Source organism: Paraburkholderia sp. BL23I1N1 (genome assembly GCF_003610295.1).
Lineage (GTDB): Bacteria > Pseudomonadota > Gammaproteobacteria > Burkholderiales > Burkholderiaceae > Paraburkholderia.
Window position 1 is genome coordinate 1388869 of record NZ_RAPV01000002.1, and the last position, 17514, is coordinate 1406382.

A 17514-nucleotide genomic window follows, 5' to 3' on the forward strand; every position below is an offset into this window, starting at 1 on the left:
AGGGCAGGCGCGCGCGAGTGGCGCATCAGAGCTTGCCCATCACCTTGCCGTTGAAGCCGCAGACGACGCGATCACCCGCCAGTTCGACCAGTTCGACGGTTCGTTCCTGGCCGGGCTCGAAGCGCACGGCGGTACCTGCCGCGATGTTCAGGCGAAAGCCGTGTGCCGTTTCGCGATCGAACGAAAGGGCCTCATTCACTTCGTAGAAGTGATAGTGCGAGCCGATCTGCACCGGCCGGTCGCCGGTATTCGACACGACCACCGTGACGGTGGCGCGGCCCGCGTTGAGTTCGTGTTCGCCGTCGTCGATGAGGAGTTCGCCGGGAATCATGGGGCTGCCTTGCGTGATTAAGGAATCGGATGATGCACGGTGACGAGCTTGGTGCCGTCGGGGAACGTGGCTTCGACCTGGATGTCGGGGATCATTTCCGGCACGCCTTCCATCACGTCGGCGCGCGTCAGAAGCGTGGTGCCGTAGTGCATGACTTCGGCGACGGTCTTGCCGTCGCGGGCCGCTTCCATCAGCGCGGCGGAGATGAAGGCGATCGCTTCCGGGTAATTCAGTTTGAGGCCGCGAGCGCGGCGCCGTTCGGCGAGCAGCGCGGCGATGAAAATCAGCAGCTTGTCCTTCTCGCGAGGTGTCAGCTTCATCGAATATCTACATAGGGTTGCGCCGGTCCCGGGTTGGGCCGGCTGCGACAGTGACAGGCTTTGCGCGTCATGGCCGCGATCGCGCGTTGCGCACGGGATGCGTCCATGACAAGTGCAATGCCATTAAAGCCAGCCACGGTATCAAGTTCAGCTAACGACGCGCTTACAAATTGGCTGGCAGCGCAGCGCCGAACCATTTCTTCGACATCGCATTGAGCGTGCCATCCTGCTTGGCCGTTGCGATTGCAGCATTGACCTTCTGTTGCAGGCGGGGTTCGTTCTTGTTCATACCGACGAAGCACGGCGAATTCTGGATAACGAACTTCGGTTCCGGACGACGCGGCGGATTCTTGGCGAGGATGGCGGCGGCGACGATGTTACCGGCAGCGATCAACTGCACCTGCCCCGAGAGGAACGCGGCGATAGTCGCGTTGTTATCTTCGAAGCGCTTGATGGTCGCGTTCGGCGCCATTTGCGTGAGACTGATTTCCTCGAGCGCGCCGCGGGTGGCGCCGACTGTCTTGCCGGTGAGATCGGCGGGGCCGGTGACCTTGATGTCGGCGGGACCGAACACGCCCTGGTAGTACGGTGCATAGGCCGTCGAAAAATCGATGACCTTATCGCGCTCAGGCGTTTTGCCGAGCGAAGAAATCACCAGATCGACCTTACCTGTTTGCAGATACGGAATGCGGTTTGCGCTATTGACCGGCACGAGTTCGAGCTTCACGTTCATCGACTTCGCGAGCATGGCGGCGGTATCGATGTCATAGCCTTGCGGCTTCATATCCGCGCCGACCGAGCCGAATGGCGGATAGTCTTCCGGCACGGCGACTTTCAGCACACCGGCCTTGGCGATGTTATCGAGCGTATCCGCGTGAGCGGCGGGCGCGTGGATGGCGAGGACGGGCGAGAGCAACAGTGCGGCGAGCCAGGCGCGACGCGCGGGGCGAAGTGTCGATCGGGTCATGTTAGGTGAGCGGTGGTGGCGAGAAGCGGTCGGCTGCCGTCAGGACGCGGCAGCATCGTGGGAGATTCGATGCAAAGTGTGTGCCATGGCAGTGCAATATGGCTTGGCGAGGCAAAAGACACGATGACGCACCGACGTGGGGCAGTCGGGCGCGCCAGATTGGTGCTCGCGGCGTCTTGCGAAGGTGAAAGGCCAGCTGCGCTGTCAGGTGCGTATGCTGCGCGAATCAGGTCGACCAGATGCGAAGCGGCACAGCCTCAACCCCGTGCACAACAGGCCTCAACTGAAGCCAGCACTGAGTCAAAGCACGCTGCAGCATCTCCATTGACCGCGAAACCGCCCGCACGAGCAAAACCCCTTCAGTGACACAGGAAGCCGCCGCCCGCAACGAATCATCAAACGGCAGCTGGGCAGTGAGCGCTTCGGCGAGTGCATCATTGCAGGCCGCCCCGACAGCCCACAGCGTTCCATAAGCGGGGAACCCGGCAAGCCCTTGCGCCGCATCCCGCAACGGATCCTCCGCGGCAAGACTCGCACGTTCGAGCCACAGCGCCTCGCCGTTCGCGCCAACGATTCGCGATACGGCTCGTAACTGCCCCTTTGACCATCGCTCACCAGCCGCTTGCCGCCCAAGCTGAGTTGCATCCCAACCAATCGCAGTAGCGCCTTCGCCAAGCGTTAGCGAAAAATCCAGCATCGCGTTGGCGTGATCGAAAACGATGTTGTTCTGCGGCAGCCAGTCGAGCCTGGCCTGAGGGCCGACGCGCACCGCAATATTCTGTCGTGCCGCACGGCTATTGGATTTGTACCACTTCGTTGCGCCAGGCGTGGTGATGACGGCATGGGCGTTGTCGCCGACGTCCACGTCGATATCGAGTTGATCGCCGCCCGCAATCCCACCCGGCGGATGCACGATCACTGCATGGCAGATCGCATGGCCTTCCGGATAGAGCGGTCGTTGTACGCGCAACGGACCATCATGCAGCCGATGCTTGAGCGTGGTTCGTTCGCCGTCTTTGACGAAACCGAGTTCGAGGCGTGCGCGCCATTGCGAGTGCGCGATGGGTTGCGCAGTGGCGAGTGCGGCGTGGTTTTCGTGAAGCGACATGCGAGCGGACTTGCGAATGAATGAACGGCTGGGCGCGGTATCGGGCACAGTAACAGACGTGGCAACAGACGCGTCAATGCGCGGTGTGCCTGCACGCGTCAGGCAACGACGAGCCGCGTTGCCACAGGATGCGGCGAGAATAGCACGCCGCGCTGTTTGCGCCGTTTGCGCCGGTCAGACGGCGATCAGTGCGCGCACGCCATCCGTATCCATGTTCGCCCCTTCGCCACCCGCGACGATTTCACCGCGGCTCATGACCCAATAGCGATCGGCGATTTCTTTGGCGAAGTCGTAGTACTGTTCGACGAGCAGCACGGTCATGCCCATTTCTTCGACCAACTGACGCAGCGTTCGGCCGATGTCCTGAATGATCGACGGCTGGATGCCTTCGGTGGGTTCATCGAGGATGAGCAATTGCGGATCGCTCATTAGCGCCCGGCCGATCGCGAGTTGCTGTTGCTGGCCGCCGGAGAGGTCACCGCCGCGGCGGCTACGCATGTCCTTCAGGACTGGGAACAGTTCGTAGATGCGGTCCGGGATTTTCTTCGGGGCTTTCTTGCTGGCCGCGCCTACCAGGAGGTTTTCTTCGACGGTCAATCGCGGGAAGATGTCACGGCCTTGCGGGACGTAGGCCAGACCTTTTTCCACACGCGAGTAGGTCGGCAGCCTGGTGATCGGTGTGCCGCGCCAGGCGATTGAACCGCTTTTGGTCTGGACGACGCCCATCAGGCATCGAAGCAAGGTGGTTTTGCCGACGCCGTTGCGACCCAGCAGCACGGTGAGTTTGCCGTCGGGCACCGTGAGTTTCACGTCGCGGAGAATGTGGCTGCCGCCGTAGTACTGGTTCAGGTTTTCCACTTCTAACATGTCGGTCGATCCTTGAATTCTGGTGGTTTTTGCGGTCGTGGTTTGATTGTGGCCGTTACCGCCCGAGATAAGACTCGATCACCGTCTCATCTCTCTTCACCTCATCAAGCGTGCCGTGGGCGAGCACTCGCCCTTCGGCCATCACCGTCACCTTCCCTTTTTCACCCGAAAGAGCCGCCACAAATTCCATATCATGCTCGACAACCATCATCGAACACGTCCCACGCAAATGATTCAGCAACTGGGCTAACTGCATCGTCTCGTCATCTGTCATGCCTGCCGCGGGTTCATCGAGCAACAACAGCGCCGGCTGCTGCATCAGCAACATCCCAATCTCGAGCCGCTGTTTTTGCCCGTGCGACAGCTCGCCAGCGAGCCGCCGAGCCTCGCTCTCCAACCCAATCAAAGCCAACGTCTCTTCAATCCGCGCTTGCGCAGCACGATCCAATCGCGCACGCAAAGAAGCCCACCATCCCTTGTCGGCCTTCATAGCCAACTCAAGGTTCTCCCACACAGGATGCTGTTCAAAAACAGTAGGCTTCTGAAACTTGCGCCCGATCCCGGCGCGCGCAATAGAAGGCTCATTCATCCGGGTCAAATCGATCGACTGCCCCAGAAAAACTTTGCCCGAATCCGGCTCCGTCTTTCCGGTAATGACATCCATCATCGTCGTCTTGCCCGCGCCATTCGGCCCGATGATGCAACGCAACTCACCCGCGTCGATCGATAAAGTCAGCGCATTTAATGCGCGAAACCCGTCGAAACTCACGGTCACGTCGTCAAGGTACAGAATCGTCCCGTGCGAAATATCGATCTCGCCCGGCACAACCGCGTGCCCCATACTCGCGACACCGCTTAACAACCGTTCAGCAGGCTCTTCAGGTAAGGCAAGGTCAGGGACCATCGGGTTTTCGTTCATGAACGGTTCCTCTTGCGCGTCACCATTTCGATCAGCCCCATGACGCCGTTCGGCAACAACAGCGGGACCAGCACGAAAATCAGGCCAAGAAAGAACAGCCAGTATTCAGGGAAGTTCGCCGTAAAAAAGCTCTTCGCGCCATTCACCGCGAACGCGCCGATGATCGGTCCGATCAACGTGCCGCGTCCACCCACCGCAACCCAGATAGCCATCTCGATCGAGTTGCCCGGCGACATCTCGCCCGGGTTGATGATGCCGACCTGCGGCACATACAACGCGCCGGCAATCCCGCACAAAATAGCGGATACGGTCCACACGAACAGCTTGTAGGCGAGCGGGCTGTAGCCGAGGAACATCAAACGCGTTTCGCCGTCACGTACCGCAGTGACCACGCGGCCGAGCTTCGACGTGACGATTGCCCGGGCGCCGATGAAGGCCAGAATCAATACCGCGAACGTGATCAGCAGGAGGGCAGTGCGCGTGCCCGGATGCGTTATGGGAAAGCCGCCGATACGCTTGAAGTCGGTAAAACCGTTATTGCCGCCGAACCCCGTTTCGTTGCGGTAAAACAGCAGCATCGCGGCAAACGTCATCGCCTGCGTGATGATCGACAGGTACACGCCCTTCACCCGCGAACGGAACGTGAAGAAGCCGAATACCCACGCGACCACCGCAGGCACCAACACCACCAGCAGCAGCGCGTAGCCGAGATGCTGCGTGCCTTGCCAGTACCACGGCAGTTGGTGCCAGTCGAGAAACACCATGAAGTCGGGCAGGTCGCTGCCGTATTTGCCTTCGTGACCGATCGAACGCATGAGGTACATGCCGATCGCGTAACCGCCCAATGCAAAGAACAACGCGTGTCCCAGGCTCAGAATGCCGCAGTAGCCCCACACGAGATCGAGTGCCAGTGCGGCGATCGCGTAGCACATGAACTTGCCGGTGATCGTCATCGCATACGCGGACAGATGCAGCGGGCTCGTTTCCGGGACCACCAGAGTCGCGAATGGCACACCGAGACCGAACACGATGATCAGTGCGATCAGCGCGAGCCACGCGCGGCGTGACAGCAGCGCGGGACGTGGCGGCAAGCCGAGCGCGAAGCCGGACTGTGCTTCACGTCCGACAGCGGCGCCACCGCTCGCCGTGCCGACATGCGCCGATGAGGTAGCCGATGTCATCTCATGCCTCCGCGCTACGGCCCTTGAGGGCGAACATGCCCTGCGGACGCTTCTGGATGAACAACACGATCAGCACGAGCACGGCGATCTTGGCGAGCACCGCGCCCCAGAACGGCTCGATCGCCTTGCTGACCAACCCGAGTCCGAAGCCGCCGATCACCGTGCCGGCGAGTTGCCCGACGCCGCCGAGCACCACGGCCATGAACGAATCGATGATGTAGCTCTGGCCGAGGTCCGGTCCCACATTGCCGATCTGCGATAGCGCACAGCCACCCAGGCCGGCAATGCCCGCGCCAAACGCGAATGCATACGAATCGACGCGCGCGGTTTTCACGCCGACGCACGCGGCCATCCGCCGGTTTTGCGTAACGGCGCGCACGAACAAACCTAGACGCGTTTTAGTTAGGACAGCCCAGGCAATTCCGACGACGATCAGCGAAAACGCGAGGATCGCCAACCGGTTGTACGGCAGGATCAGATTCGGCAGAACGGTCACGCCGCCGCTCATCCATGCGGGGTTGATCACCTGAACGTTCTGCGCACCGAACACCATACGTGTTGCCTGAATCAGGATCAGGCTGACGCCAAAGGTGGTCAGCAAGGTTTCGAGCGGACGGCCGTACAAATGCTTCAACACCAGCCGTTCGAGCACGATGCCGACCAGTCCGGCCGCAGCGAATGACGCGGGCACGGCAAGCAGCGGATACCAGTCGAACGCACCCGGCGCAAAGCGCTGGAACAGGTTCTGCACGACGTAGGTTGCGTAGGCGCCGATCATCAGGAATTCGCCGTGCGCCATGTTGATCACGCCGATCAGCCCGTACGTGATCGCGAGGCCCAATGCGGCGAGCAGCAAGACGCTGCCGAGCGACAGGCCCGCGAACAGCGTGCCCGCAATCTGGCTGCGGCGCTGGATCGAATCGAGTTCGTCGATGCCGTTTTGCGCGGCGGCGCGCACCCGGTCGTCGGCTTCGTTGAAGGTGCCGTCCGGCTTCTTCGCGACGAGCGGACGCAGTAGTTCGTTCATGTCGAGATCGTGGCGCGCCGCGACCAGTTGCACGGCTTCCAGGCGCTTGGCCGGGTCGGCGTCGTGCAGCGCGGTCATCGCCCACAGCGTGTCGAGGCGCTTTTTCAGCGCCGGGTTGGTTTCCTTTGCGCGCGCCGCATCGACGAGCGGTTTGATCGACGGATCGGGGTTTTGCAGCAGCGAGGTGATGGCGGCGTCGCGTGTGGCGGCGTCGGGCGAATCGAGTTGCAGGCCTGAGAGTGCGCCCGCCACTTTCGAGCGCAGCAGGTTGTTCAGCGTGACCGGTTGCGCGTCGCTGGCGGCGACTGTTTTGCCGGTGACGGCATCGCGCGCCGTGTCGCCGTCTTGCAGCAGCACTGCGCCGGAATCGGTGGCGAGCGCGCTGTCCTCGGACAGGGCTTTGAGCACCGCGAGCGATTCTTTGTCGTGGTTGGCAATCAGTTTGTCGATTGCCGCGGATTTCGCATCGAAGTCGTCACCGGCGAGCGGCGCGACATCGGCCTGGGTGAGCGCAAAGGCGGTAAGCGGCGCACTAACGATAAGCGCGAGCGCGAGGCCGCCGATGCTGCGTCGTGCGAATTTCGGAAATGAAAACGCCATGATGGCCTTTGAAGAAAAACCGGCGAGGCGGCGCGGCATCGCGGTGCTGCACCGGTGCCACGCCGTTGTCTTGCGTCTTGCAGCGTCCGTGTCGGGCAGAGCAGCGGTTCGGCCCCGGCTCTGCCCAGGTTCAGACTCAGGCAACGCGCGAGCGCTTCAGGAATGCGGGAATCGAACTGACCACATCCGGCTTGCTCGAATTACCGGCGATGTACGGGCTCCACGGCTGCGCGCGAACCGCGGTCTTGGTACGCCACACCACGTTGAACTGGCCGTCGGCGCGCACTTCGCCGATCATCACCGGCTTGTGCAGATGGTGATTGCCGTCCATTTCGAGCGTGAAGCCCGACGGTGCGGCAAACGTCTGGCCGACCATCGCCACGCGTACCTTGTCCACGTCCGTGCTCCTCGCTTTTTCGACCGCCTGCTTCCACATATGGATGCCGACGAAAGTTGCTTCCATCGGGTCATTGGTCACGCGCTTGGTGCCGCCCGGCAGGTTGTTGTCCTTGACCCATGCAGCCCATTGCTTCTTGAACTTCTCGTTGGCCGGGTTGCGCAGCGACATGAAGTAGTTCCATGCCGCGAGATTGCCGACCAGCGGTTTCGTATCGATGCCGCGCAGCTCTTCTTCGCCGACCGAGAATGCGACCACCGGCACGTCGGACGCCTTCAACCCCTGGTTGCCGAGTTCCTTGTAGAACGGCACGTTCGAGTCGCCGTTGACGGTCGAGATCACCGCGGTCTTGCCGCCCTGCGAGAAGGTCTTGATGTTCGCGACGATGGTCTGATAGTCGCTGTGGCCGAACGGCGTGTAGACTTCCTGGATATCGGCTTCCTGCACGCCTTTCGACTTGAGGAACGCGCGCAGGATCTTGTTGGTCGTGCGGGGGTAGACGTAGTCGGTACCCAGCAGGAAGAAGCGCTTGGCGCCGCCGCCTTCCGCGCTCATCAGGTATTCGGTTGCCGGAATCGCTTGCTGATTCGGCGCGGCGCCCGTGTAGAACACGTTGCGCGACATTTCTTCGCCTTCGTACTGCACCGGATAGAACAGCAGGCCGTTCAGTTCTTCGAAAACCGGCAGCACCGACTTGCGCGACACCGAGGTCCAGCAACCGAACACGACGGCGCACTTTTCCTGGGTGATCAGCTGGCGGGCTTTTTCGGCGAACAGCGGCCAGTTCGACGCCGGGTCCACGACCACCGGCTGCAGTTGGCGACCCATGACGCCGCCGTTCTTGTTGATGTCCGCGATGGTCATCAGCGCGGTGTCTTTGAGCGATGTCTCCGAGATCGCCATCGTGCCTGACAAGGAATGTAGAACGCCTACTTTAATCGGGCCGCTGCCCGATTGCGCCTGAGCAAACGGAACCTGACCTGCAAGCGCGAGCGCGCTCGACATGGAGCCGAACTTCAACAGACTACGACGTTTCATGTATTTCCCCTTGCCATGAATGGTGAATGTTTATGGGCGTCGATTTCAGCCAGCAGGGCTTATCCCGCATGACTTGCCGCTTGTGTACTGCAAGGCACATGCCATGCGGCACTTTCGACTTGAAGTCCGCGAGTTGCGTGCTACTGCGTGCTGCGGCGCGGTGGTGCGTCGCGGCAGTTATGCGTAATGCGGCGCGAAAATGGTGCAGGAGCCGGGTGTGCGCCTCGTTCAGGTGCGTGCCGCGCCGCAACGAAGCGTGTCGATCGGCCATGGGGCGTCGGCGGTGCATGACCGCCGCGCCTTTGTGCATGCGCCGCGCTGTGCCTACACTGGAAGACCACCCACGCAAGGAGACACGACATGAATGAGCGCGCCAGCGTCAACACACCCGATATGTCCGCGTTCTGGATGCCTTTCACCGCGAACCGTCAGTTCAAGAGCGCGCCGCGGCTGCTGTCGAGCGCGAAGGGGATGTACTACACGTCACACGACGGCCGGCGCATTCTCGACGGCACCGCCGGGCTGTGGTGCGTGAACGCGGGGCATTGCCGCGACGAGATCGTGGCCGCCGTGCAGGCGCAGGCGGCCGAAATGGACTTCGCGCCGACGTTTCAGATGGGCCACCCGAAGGCTTTCGAAGCCGCAACAAAAATCGCGCGGCACACGCCGGGCGATCTGAAGCACATCTTCTTTGTGAACTCGGGTTCTGAGGCGGTGGATACCGCGCTGAAGATTGCTCTGGCTTACCACCGTTCGCGTGGCGAAGGGCAGCGCGCGAGGTTTATCGGACGCGAGCGTGGTTATCACGGCGTGGGCTTCGGCGGGATTTCGGTGGGCGGTATTGCGCCGAACCGCAAGGCGTTTTCGGGCGGACTGTTGCCTGCCGTCGATCATTTGCCGCATACGCTGAACATCAAGGAGGCGGCGTTTTCGAAAGGGCAGCCCGCGTGGGGCGCGCATCTCGCTGACGAACTGGAGCGGCTCGTTACGCTGCACGACGCGTCGACGATTGCCGCGGTGATCGTGGAGCCGGTGGCAGGGTCGACCGGCGTGCTGATTCCGCCGCAAGGCTACTTACAGCGGTTGCGGGAGATTTGCGACAAGCACGGCATCCTGCTGATTTTCGATGAAGTGATTACTGGCTGGGGGCGGTTGGGTGCGCCGTTCGCCGCGCAATATTTTGGGGTGACGCCGGATCTGTTGACGATGGCCAAGGGTACTAACAATGCGGCCGCGCCGATGGGCGCTGTCGCTGCAAGCGCGAAGATTCACGATTCGATTGTGAACGGGGCGCCGGGTGGGATCGAGCTGTTTCATGGCTATACGTATTCAGGGCATCCGATTGCTGCCGCTGCGGCGTGCGCGACGATCGATCTGTATGAGCGTGAACGGCTCTTCGAGCGGGCCGCACGGATGGCGCCGATCTTCGAGCGCGAGATTCACAAGCTGCGCGACGAGCGGCATGTCATTGATGTGCGCAATCTCGGGCTGGTGGGTGGGGTGGAACTGGCGTCGCGTGCCGGGGCGCCTGGGGCGCGTGCTTATGATGTGTTTGTGCGGTGCTTTGAGAAGGGGGTATTGACGCGTTATACCGGGGATATTTTGGCGTTCTCGCCGCCGTTAATTGTGGAAGAGGCGCAGATTGAGGAGATATTTGGGACGGTGGCTGAGGTGCTGAGGGAGACGGATTAGCCCAAAGGTTGGATTGCGAGATGAAGAGCGCGTTATGCGCTTCCCGTGCCATTGGCCCTCTCATTAACAACCTGGCAATTTGAAAGCGACGAACGGCCCCGTGTTGGGTACCACCTTCTTCACGGAGGCCTTCGTCAGTGCGTCTCGCAAAATTTTCGCCCTGAATACAGCGGGTAGAAGCGTGCGAGGCTCCCTGATTTTCTCCCCGAAAGTGTTCACGACACACGACGTAAGATGCGCTGCCATCCTACGCATAGGGTAATTTCATCACACTGCTCCGGGGAAATACGGTCGGAGCATGTTGCCTGCAGGATGATCAGGAAACCGTAGGAAATTTCCTTGATGGCAACGGGAAGGGGCTCAAAGCGTGGCGTCAGGGTTGTCACAAGCTGTCTTAAGTTGCGCAGCGCAACACATGGCACGACGTAAGACGATGGATGCCAGCACACAGCGGTGAGTAGCAGGTAGCCCAAAGGTGCAACGAATGAAACGTTGCGCGGGCAGAGGGTCAATCGGGGAACAAAACGATGAGGTGAATCGGTGCTACTACTGCACCGCCGCCGCATTCGGCATAGCCCGCCGCCCAAGCTTCCCAGCAGCGCCTTTGGCGGCGACACCCGGATGCGGCACCGTCGGCACTTGTGGCAGCGCGGTCAACGACCCATCGTCGACGGGTGAAAGAAGCGCGCTCATCTGCAGCACGTCCTGATCGGTAAGATTCGCCGTGGAAGCCTTCAGCTTCAGACTATTGATCAGCGTGTCATAATGCGCCTTCGCCAGATCGCGACGTGCTGAAAACAGCTGATCTTGCGCATTGAGCACGTCGATATTGATTCGTACACCGACCTGATACCCGAGCAGATTCGATTCGAGCGAAGTGTTCGCCGATCGCTCGGCGGTCTGCAACGCGTGCACTTGCGCCAGCCCGCTCACCACGCCGAGAAACGCTTGTCGTGCCGACAGCGCGGCATTGCGCCGGGCCGTATCGAGATCGGCGGCGGCTTGGTCTTCGAGTGCGCGCGTCTGACGCACACGGCTTTGCGTCGCGCCGCCTGCAAAGATCGGAATGGTGACCTGCACGCCGATCGTGCTATTCGTGTATGACGACCCCAGATTGCCCAGTTCAGCAGCAAGCGCCGGTGTCCCAGGCGCGGGCGTGTTCGCGCCGCTGCCAAAGCCACCACCGAAATTGCCGCCGAAGTTACCCGCACCGGCCGCACCGAGACTGCTACGCGAACGACTTGCAACCAGGTCGACGGTCGGCAGATGGCCGGCCTTGGCTTTCGACGTCTCGCGTTGTGCATTAGCCAGCGAGATCTGCTTCAGCACGACCTGATGGTTGGCATCGCTCGCGGTATCGACCCACTGGTTGATGTCGGCGGGCACGGGCGGCGGCAGCGGGGCGCCGGCGGCCAGTCCATCCACATGCTCGACCGGATGCCCAACGATCTGCTGCAATGCCGCCAGCTTCACCGCGAGATCGTTCTGCGCGGCAATTTCCTGCGAGATCGCCTGATCGTATTTAGCCTGGGCTTCGTTGGTATCGGTGATCGTCGTGTTGCCGACTTCGAAAGAATGCCTGGCCGATTCGAGCTGCTGCGCGATCGACGCTTTCTGCGAGCGCACAATCGCGAGGTTGTCCTGGGATGCGAGCGCGTCGAAGTAAGCCTGACCCAGCCGCACGATCAGATCCTGCCGCGCAGCCCCAAACGACGCCTGCGCCGAATCCACCGCGAGCTTGCCCTGCGCATAGCCGTACCAGGTATCGACGTGAATCAGCGGCTGCGTGAGCGAAATCACATAGCCGTTGCTATTGCCGTAGGAGGCCGGAAAGCCGCCGCCGAAATCGGTGCTCTGGCGGTTCGCGGTGAGCGACGCGGAGACTTGCGGCAGCAGTTTGGCGCGGGCGAGCGGCAACTCTTCGCTATTGGCGGCAAACGCCGCGCGCGCGCTTTGCAGCTGCGCGTCGTTCGAGAGTGCTTCGTCGTAAAGCTGGGAGAGGCCGACGGCGTGCGCCGGGATCGGGAGAAACGCGAGAGCCGCGCAATGAAGCGCCAGAGCGGCCGCGAGGACCGGCACCCGCTGGCGGATCATCGCGACCGTGCGATCAATAGGTCGGAACGGACGGATCGACCTGACGCGACCACGCGTCGATCCCGCCTTGCAGATTGAAGACGTTGGTATGGCCGCGCGATTCGAGGAACATCGCGACCTGGGCGCTGCGCGCGCCGTGATGGCACACGCAGACGATTTGCGCGTCGTCGTCCAGCTCTTCGCTGCGCGCGGGAATCTCACGCATCGGAATCAATACGGCGCCGGCGATCGACGCCGTCTGGATTTCCCACGGTTCGCGCACGTCGAGCAGCACGGGGGCGGGACGCGATTGATCGGCGAGCCATTCGGCGAGCGCGGGAGCGGTCAGATTTTGCATCAACAGGACATCCAGTTCAGAGGACGGCGGCGCGCCGGCCGTCCATAAAACGCGCGAATTAAAACTTGAAACGCGGCGGCTGCACGGCGTTGGTCAGCGGCTCGACATAGGTTTCGAACACGTCGGCGATACGGTATTGCTTCTCGTCGATACGCGTGATGATCTGCGCCTTCATGACCGGCGCGACGCCGACGAACGCCGCCAGACGGCCGCCGATTTTGAGGTGTTCGAGGATTTCCTGCGGCAGCACCGGCAGGCCGCCCGAGACGCAGATCACGTCGTACGGCGCCGCGCCGGCCCAGCCGCGCGAGGCGTCGCCAGTGGCGACTTCGGCGTTCAGCACGCCGTTGGCGATCAGGTTGTTCTTCGCCAGTTCCGCGAGTTCCGGTTCGATGTCGACCGTCAGCACGTGCTGCGCGCGGTGCGCGAGCAGGGCGGCCATGTAACCCGAGCCGGCGCCGATTTCGAGCACGCTTTCGTGTTTCTTCACCGCCAGTTCCTGCAGCACACGCGCTTCGACGCGCGGCGCCAGCATGTGCTGGCCGGCCGGCAGCGGCACTTCGAAGTCGACGAAGGCCAGATCGCGATAGACGGTGGGGACGAAGTTTTCACGCTTGACGATCGAGAGCAGATTCAGCACGTCCTGGTCGAGCACTTCCCAGGGGCGGATCTGCTGTTCGATCATGTTGAAACGCGCTTGCTCGATGTTCATGGTGGATTCGGCAGTGTGGTTTGGCGAGTTTGCGATTCTTTGCCGCTGACCGGCAGCCTCGGGGTTCAACTCCGGGGGACAACCCGGTATGCAGGCCACGGCAGGGTAACTGTGGGATTGTACCAAATGGCGGCGCGAATCCACGCCGTCGTGGGCAGTGCGCCGTCCGGCCGCTACCCTGGGACGGCGCGTCCGACCCCGTGTTAATCCCTAGCGATCCGTCCTTGCGATTCCGGCTTTCATCGCTCAAAAATGTAATCGATTACATTTTTGAGCGAATTCACGTGTCCAAGTCGTTGCCCAAAGCGGCGCCCGCGGCGGCGCCGCTGTCGTCGCCAGCGGCGAGAAAGCGCCCGCCGCCTGAGGCTCAGCCGTCGCGTCCGGTCGAGGGGCTTTCGATTGCCCAGGTGGCGGAGCAGGCGGGGGTCTCGGTGGCGACCGTGTCGCGCGTGCTGAACGGCCACGAAAACGTGCGGCCCGCCACGCGCGACAAGGTCTTGGCGGCGGTCGACGCCAGCGGCTATCGCGTCAACGAACTCGCGCGCAATCTGCGCACCGCCGAAAGCCGGCTGCTGCTAACGATGGTGCCCGATGTCGGCAACCCCTTCTACGCGGAGATCGTGCGCGGGATCGACAGCGTCGCGCGCCAGCACGGCTACTTCATGCTGCTATGCGACACGGGCGCCGATCCAGGACGCGAGCGCAGCTATTTCGATCTGCTGCGCCGCCGCCGCGCGGACGGCGCGATCTGCCTCGATCCCGCCACCATCCAGCAGGCGCTCGGTGAGGCATCGAGCGAGTTGCCGTGGGTCGCGTGCTGCGAGTTCGATCCGACGACGGGCGTGCCCTACGTCGGCATCGACAACTATCGGGCGGCGGGCGACGCAGTGCGACATCTGCTTGCGCGCGGCCATCGGCGTATCGGGCTGATCAATTCGGATGTTGACTATCTGTACGCGCGGCAGCGCCAGCAGGGCTATCTGGATGCGTTAATCGAAGCGGGCATCACGCCGGACGACCATTGGCGCATGAATCTAAATAGTCTCGACTACGAGGCGGGCGCATCGGCCGCGGCCTTGCTGATGCAGCAGCCTAACGCGCCGAGCGCGATCTTCGCCGTCTCCGACACGCTGGCGATCGGCGTGATCCACGGTTTGCGCAACGTCGGCAAGCGCGTGCCGGACGATGTGGCAGTGGTCGGCTTCGACGACATCTCGCTTGCTGCGCAGATCGATCCGCCGCTGACCACCATCGCACAGCCGATGCGCGAGCTCGGCGAAACCGCCGCGCGCCTGCTGCTGCAACGGCTGGCGAATCCATTGGCGAACGTGCCGGGCGTGTTGCTGCCGCATCGCCTCGTGATTCGCAGGAGCGCGTGAGCCATGAGCCTCGCCGTTCGCTTCGACGATATTCGCAAAGACTTCGGGCCGGTGCGCGTGCTCCATGGCGTGAGCTTCGAGCTGGCGCCTGGGCGCATCTACGGTTTACTCGGCGAGAACGGCGCAGGCAAGTCGACGCTCATGAAAATCCTCGCCGGCTACGAAACGGCGACCTCGGGCACCGTGCTGCTCGACGGTCACGCGCGGCAGTTCATCGGGTCGCGCGATGCGGAAGCGGCGGGCATCGTGCTGATTCACCAGGAGTTCAATCTCGCCGAGCATCTGACGATCGCGCAGAACATGTATCTCGGCCACGAAAAAAAGCGCGGCTGGTTCGTCGAGGACACCGCCATGCGCGCTGAAGCCGCGCGCTATCTCGCGCAGGTCGGTCTCGAGAAAGCGCCGGATACGAAAGTACGCGAGTTGATCGTCGCTGAAAAGCAGATGGTGGAGATCGCCAAAGCGCTGTCGCGCCGCGCGCGTCTGCTCATCATGGACGAACCGACCGCCACGCTCACGCCGTCCGAAACCGAACGCCTCTTCACGCTGATGCTGAAGTTGAAAGCCGACGGCGTGACCATCGTCTACATCTCGCACAAGCTGGATGAAGTCGAGCGCATTACCGACGAAGTGATCGTGATGCGCGACGGCCGCTTTGTGGCGCGCGGCGAAACCGCGGGGCTCGCGCGCCAGCAGATGGCGAATCTGATGGTTGGGCGCGACGTGTCCGATATGTTCCCCGACAAAATCACCGTGCCTGCCGACGCACCGATTGCTTTGAAAGTAGAAGGCCTGGCCGTGCCGGACTGGGTCGAAGATTTGAGCTTCGACGTGCGCGCTGGCGAAGTACTGGGCTTTGCAGGCCTCGTCGGTGCAGGTCGCACGGAAGCGTTCGAAGCGATCATCGGATTGCGCAAACGCACGGCGGGCCGCATCGAAATCGCCGGCCGTAGCGCCGATCTGAAAAGCCCACGCGACGCCATGCGCCACGGCCTCACGTATCTGAGCGAAGACCGCAAAGGCAAGGGCCTGCATGTGAATCTAAGCCTGCAGGACAACGTCACGCTGATGACGCTCGAACGCTACGCGCATCCCTTGCTCGATATGAAGGCGGGGCGCGCGGCGTTGACGAAAGCGGTGAGCGACTTCGGCATTCGCACGGGCGATCTGTCGAGCCGCGCGCGCATGCTCTCCGGCGGCAATCAGCAGAAGCTCGCGCTCGCCAAATTCCTGCAGCCCGATCCGAACGTGATCGTGCTCGACGAGCCGACGCGTGGCGTCGATGTCGGCGCAAAACGCGATATCTATTTCCTGATTCATCGTCTGGCCGCGCAGGGCCGCGCGGTGATCGTCATTTCATCCGAACTGATCGAGCTGATTGGTTTGTGCCATCGCGTTGCCGTGATGCGCGCGGGACGCCTGCAAACCACGCTCACGCTTGAGCACTTGACCGAAGAGGAGTTGATCGCCCATGCGACCGGCACCCACTGAAGCCGTCCAATCCGGCCGCGCGTTGCGCTTCGCGCATCGTCTGTATGCGCTCGGGCCGCTGGTAGGACTGATCGCGCTGTGCGTCGTCGGCACGCTGCTCAACCGCGATTTCGCGACGCTCGACAACCTGATGAACGTGCTCACGCGCACGTCGTTCATCGGCATCATCGCGGTCGGCATGACCTTCGTGATCATTTCGGGGGGCATCGACCTGTCGGTCGGGTCAATGGCGGCGCTGATCGCGGGCAGCATGATCTGGTTGATGAACGGATTGGCCGCCGGTGTGGGCGGCCATACGCTTGCGCCCTTGCTGATCGTGACGCTCGGCATTGTGTTGGCGTTGGTGCTCGGCGGGTTGTTCGGCTGCGCGCACGGCCTGCTCATTACCAAGGGACGTATCGAGCCGTTCATCGTGACGTTGGGGACGTTGGGCATTTTTCGCGCGGTGCTGACGTGGCTCGCGGATGGCGGCGCGCTGACGTTGGATAACTCGTTGTCCGATCTATACGGACCCGCTTACTACGCGAGTCTCTTCGGCGTGCCGGTCCCGATCTGGGTGTTCCTGGTGGTTGCCGCGGGCGGCGCGTTGATCCTCAATCGCACCGCGTTCGGCCGTCACGTGCAGGCGATTGGTTCGAACGAACAGGTCGCTCGCTATGCGGCGATTCGCGTCGATACCGTGAAGATCGTTACGTACGTATTGCTCGGAATCTGCGTCGGCGTTGCGACGGTGCTGTATGTGCCGCGGCTCGGTTCGGCCACGCCGACCACCGGCTTGTTGTGGGAGCTGGAAGCGATTGCATCTGTGGTGGTGGGCGGCACCGCGCTGAAGGGGGGCGAAGGGCGCGTGGTCGGCACGGTGATCGGCGCGATCCTGCTTTCGGTGATCGCCAACATTCTGAATCTGACCAGCATCATCAGCGTGTATCTGAACGCGGCGGTGCAGGGCGTCGTGATTATCTTCGTCGCGTTTGTACAGCGCGGACGACGGTAAGGCGTAAGTGTTGAGCGTTGAGCTTCAAGGGATACAACGGCGAGTTCGAGAATCGGGGCG

The 17514-nt window shown here is 62.2% G+C and carries 16 protein-coding genes; 4 read left to right on the forward strand and 12 right to left on the reverse strand.

From position 1 onward, the window contains the following. Positions 1–25: 25 nt before the first annotated feature. The 9 genes from B0G76_RS38875 to urtA form a co-directional block, all read right to left on the reverse strand. A complete protein-coding gene (locus B0G76_RS38875) occupies positions 26–331 on the reverse strand; it encodes an urease subunit beta (RefSeq protein WP_120297951.1) in 306 nt (101 codons plus the stop codon). A 17-nt stretch (positions 332–348) separates the two neighbouring features. After that, complete coding sequence (ureA, locus tag B0G76_RS38880) at positions 349–651, reverse strand: urease subunit gamma (protein ID WP_120297952.1); 303 nt, start codon at positions 649–651, stop codon at positions 349–351. Between the two features lie 163 nt (positions 652–814). Continuing rightward, positions 815–1618, reverse strand: a complete 804-nt coding sequence (locus B0G76_RS38885) for a transporter substrate-binding domain-containing protein (RefSeq protein WP_120297953.1) — start codon at positions 1616–1618, stop codon at positions 815–817. 226 nt (positions 1619–1844) lie between these two features. After that, positions 1845–2726 (reverse strand): urease accessory protein UreD, encoded by an 882-nt coding sequence (locus tag B0G76_RS38890; RefSeq protein WP_120297954.1) that lies wholly within the window; start codon positions 2724–2726, stop codon positions 1845–1847. 174 nt (positions 2727–2900) lie between these two features. Then, positions 2901–3593 carry an urea ABC transporter ATP-binding subunit UrtE gene (gene urtE / locus B0G76_RS38895; RefSeq protein ID WP_120297955.1) on the reverse strand — a complete coding sequence of 231 codons (693 nt, stop codon included), beginning with the start codon at positions 3591–3593 and terminating at the stop codon, positions 2901–2903. 55 nt (positions 3594–3648) lie between these two features. Further along, positions 3649–4512 carry an urea ABC transporter ATP-binding protein UrtD gene (gene urtD / locus B0G76_RS38900; protein ID WP_120297956.1) on the reverse strand — a complete coding sequence of 288 codons (864 nt, stop codon included), beginning with the start codon at positions 4510–4512 and terminating at the stop codon, positions 3649–3651. Beyond that, entirely contained in the window at positions 4509–5693 is a 1185-nt protein-coding gene (urtC, locus tag B0G76_RS38905; RefSeq protein WP_120297957.1) for an urea ABC transporter permease subunit UrtC, read from the reverse strand. Before urtC ends, urtD begins: the two co-directional genes overlap by 4 nt. A gap of 1 nt (position 5694) precedes the next feature. Further along, positions 5695–7320 (reverse strand): urea ABC transporter permease subunit UrtB, encoded by a 1626-nt coding sequence (gene urtB / locus B0G76_RS38910; protein ID WP_409076780.1) that lies wholly within the window; start codon positions 7318–7320, stop codon positions 5695–5697. Between the two features lie 136 nt (positions 7321–7456). After that, entirely contained in the window at positions 7457–8755 is a 1299-nt protein-coding gene (gene urtA / locus B0G76_RS38915; protein ID WP_120297959.1) for an urea ABC transporter substrate-binding protein, read from the reverse strand. A 360-nt stretch (positions 8756–9115) separates the two neighbouring features. Between urtA and B0G76_RS38920 the strand changes: the two genes are divergently transcribed. Beyond that, a complete protein-coding gene (locus B0G76_RS38920) occupies positions 9116–10447 on the forward strand; it encodes an aspartate aminotransferase family protein (RefSeq protein ID WP_120297960.1) in 1332 nt (443 codons plus the stop codon). Positions 10448–10993: 546 nt separating this feature from the next. Here the strand turns inward: B0G76_RS38920 and B0G76_RS38925 are convergent. From B0G76_RS38925 to B0G76_RS38935, 3 genes are read right to left on the reverse strand one after another with little or no spacing between them, the layout of a single operon-like run. After that, on the reverse strand, positions 10994–12541 hold the full coding sequence (locus B0G76_RS38925) for a TolC family outer membrane protein (RefSeq protein ID WP_120297961.1): 1548 nt from the start codon (positions 12539–12541) through the stop codon (positions 10994–10996). Positions 12542–12554: 13 nt separating this feature from the next. Then, positions 12555–12878: a rhodanese-like domain-containing protein gene (locus tag B0G76_RS38930; RefSeq protein WP_120297962.1), complete on the reverse strand. Its 324-nt coding sequence runs from the start codon at positions 12876–12878 to the stop codon at positions 12555–12557. Positions 12879–12936: 58 nt separating this feature from the next. After that, a complete protein-coding gene (locus B0G76_RS38935) occupies positions 12937–13590 on the reverse strand; it encodes a protein-L-isoaspartate O-methyltransferase (protein WP_120297963.1) in 654 nt (217 codons plus the stop codon). Between the two features lie 326 nt (positions 13591–13916). Here B0G76_RS38935 and B0G76_RS38940 point away from each other — a divergent pair, with 326 nt between their 5' ends. From B0G76_RS38940 to B0G76_RS38950, 3 genes are read left to right on the forward strand one after another with little or no spacing between them, the layout of a single operon-like run. Next, a complete protein-coding gene (locus B0G76_RS38940; RefSeq protein WP_259460971.1) occupies positions 13917–14969 on the forward strand; it encodes a LacI family DNA-binding transcriptional regulator in 1053 nt (350 codons plus the stop codon). A 3-nt stretch (positions 14970–14972) separates the two neighbouring features. Then, positions 14973–16460 (forward strand): sugar ABC transporter ATP-binding protein, encoded by a 1488-nt coding sequence (locus tag B0G76_RS38945; RefSeq protein WP_120297965.1) that lies wholly within the window; start codon positions 14973–14975, stop codon positions 16458–16460. After that, positions 16441–17454, forward strand: coding sequence for an ABC transporter permease (locus tag B0G76_RS38950; protein WP_120297966.1), 1014 nt, complete (start codon positions 16441–16443; stop codon positions 17452–17454). Before B0G76_RS38945 ends, B0G76_RS38950 begins: the two co-directional genes overlap by 20 nt. Positions 17455–17514: the final 60 nt, after the last annotated feature.

What these genes read in the sequence shown, in the direction of transcription:
- urtA (WP_120297959.1), bottom strand. Translation starts at nt 8,755, where the DNA reads ATGAAACGTCGTAGTCTGTTGAAGTTCGGCTCCATGTCGAGCGCGCTC.
- urtC (WP_120297957.1), bottom strand. Translation starts at nt 5,693, where the DNA reads ATGACATCGGCTACCTCATCGGCGCATGTCGGCACGGCGAGCGGTGGC.
- urtD (WP_120297956.1), bottom strand. Translation starts at nt 4,512, where the DNA reads ATGAACGAAAACCCGATGGTCCCTGACCTTGCCTTACCTGAAGAGCCT.
- B0G76_RS38890 (WP_120297954.1), bottom strand. Translation starts at nt 2,726, where the DNA reads ATGTCGCTTCACGAAAACCACGCCGCACTCGCCACTGCGCAACCCATC.
- ureA (WP_120297952.1), bottom strand. Translation starts at nt 651, where the DNA reads ATGAAGCTGACACCTCGCGAGAAGGACAAGCTGCTGATTTTCATCGCC.
- urtE (WP_120297955.1), bottom strand. Translation starts at nt 3,593, where the DNA reads ATGTTAGAAGTGGAAAACCTGAACCAGTACTACGGCGGCAGCCACATT.
- B0G76_RS38950 (WP_120297966.1), top strand. Translation starts at nt 16,441, where the DNA reads ATGCGACCGGCACCCACTGAAGCCGTCCAATCCGGCCGCGCGTTGCGC.
- B0G76_RS38930 (WP_120297962.1), bottom strand. Translation starts at nt 12,878, where the DNA reads ATGCAAAATCTGACCGCTCCCGCGCTCGCCGAATGGCTCGCCGATCAA.
- B0G76_RS38935 (WP_120297963.1), bottom strand. Translation starts at nt 13,590, where the DNA reads ATGAACATCGAGCAAGCGCGTTTCAACATGATCGAACAGCAGATCCGC.
- B0G76_RS38885 (WP_120297953.1), bottom strand. Translation starts at nt 1,618, where the DNA reads ATGACCCGATCGACACTTCGCCCCGCGCGTCGCGCCTGGCTCGCCGCA.
- B0G76_RS38875 (WP_120297951.1), bottom strand. Translation starts at nt 331, where the DNA reads ATGATTCCCGGCGAACTCCTCATCGACGACGGCGAACACGAACTCAAC.
- B0G76_RS38920 (WP_120297960.1), top strand. Translation starts at nt 9,116, where the DNA reads ATGAATGAGCGCGCCAGCGTCAACACACCCGATATGTCCGCGTTCTGG.
- urtB (WP_409076780.1), bottom strand. Translation starts at nt 7,320, where the DNA reads ATGGCGTTTTCATTTCCGAAATTCGCACGACGCAGCATCGGCGGCCTC.
- B0G76_RS38925 (WP_120297961.1), bottom strand. Translation starts at nt 12,541, where the DNA reads ATGATCCGCCAGCGGGTGCCGGTCCTCGCGGCCGCTCTGGCGCTTCAT.
- B0G76_RS38945 (WP_120297965.1), top strand. Translation starts at nt 14,973, where the DNA reads ATGAGCCTCGCCGTTCGCTTCGACGATATTCGCAAAGACTTCGGGCCG.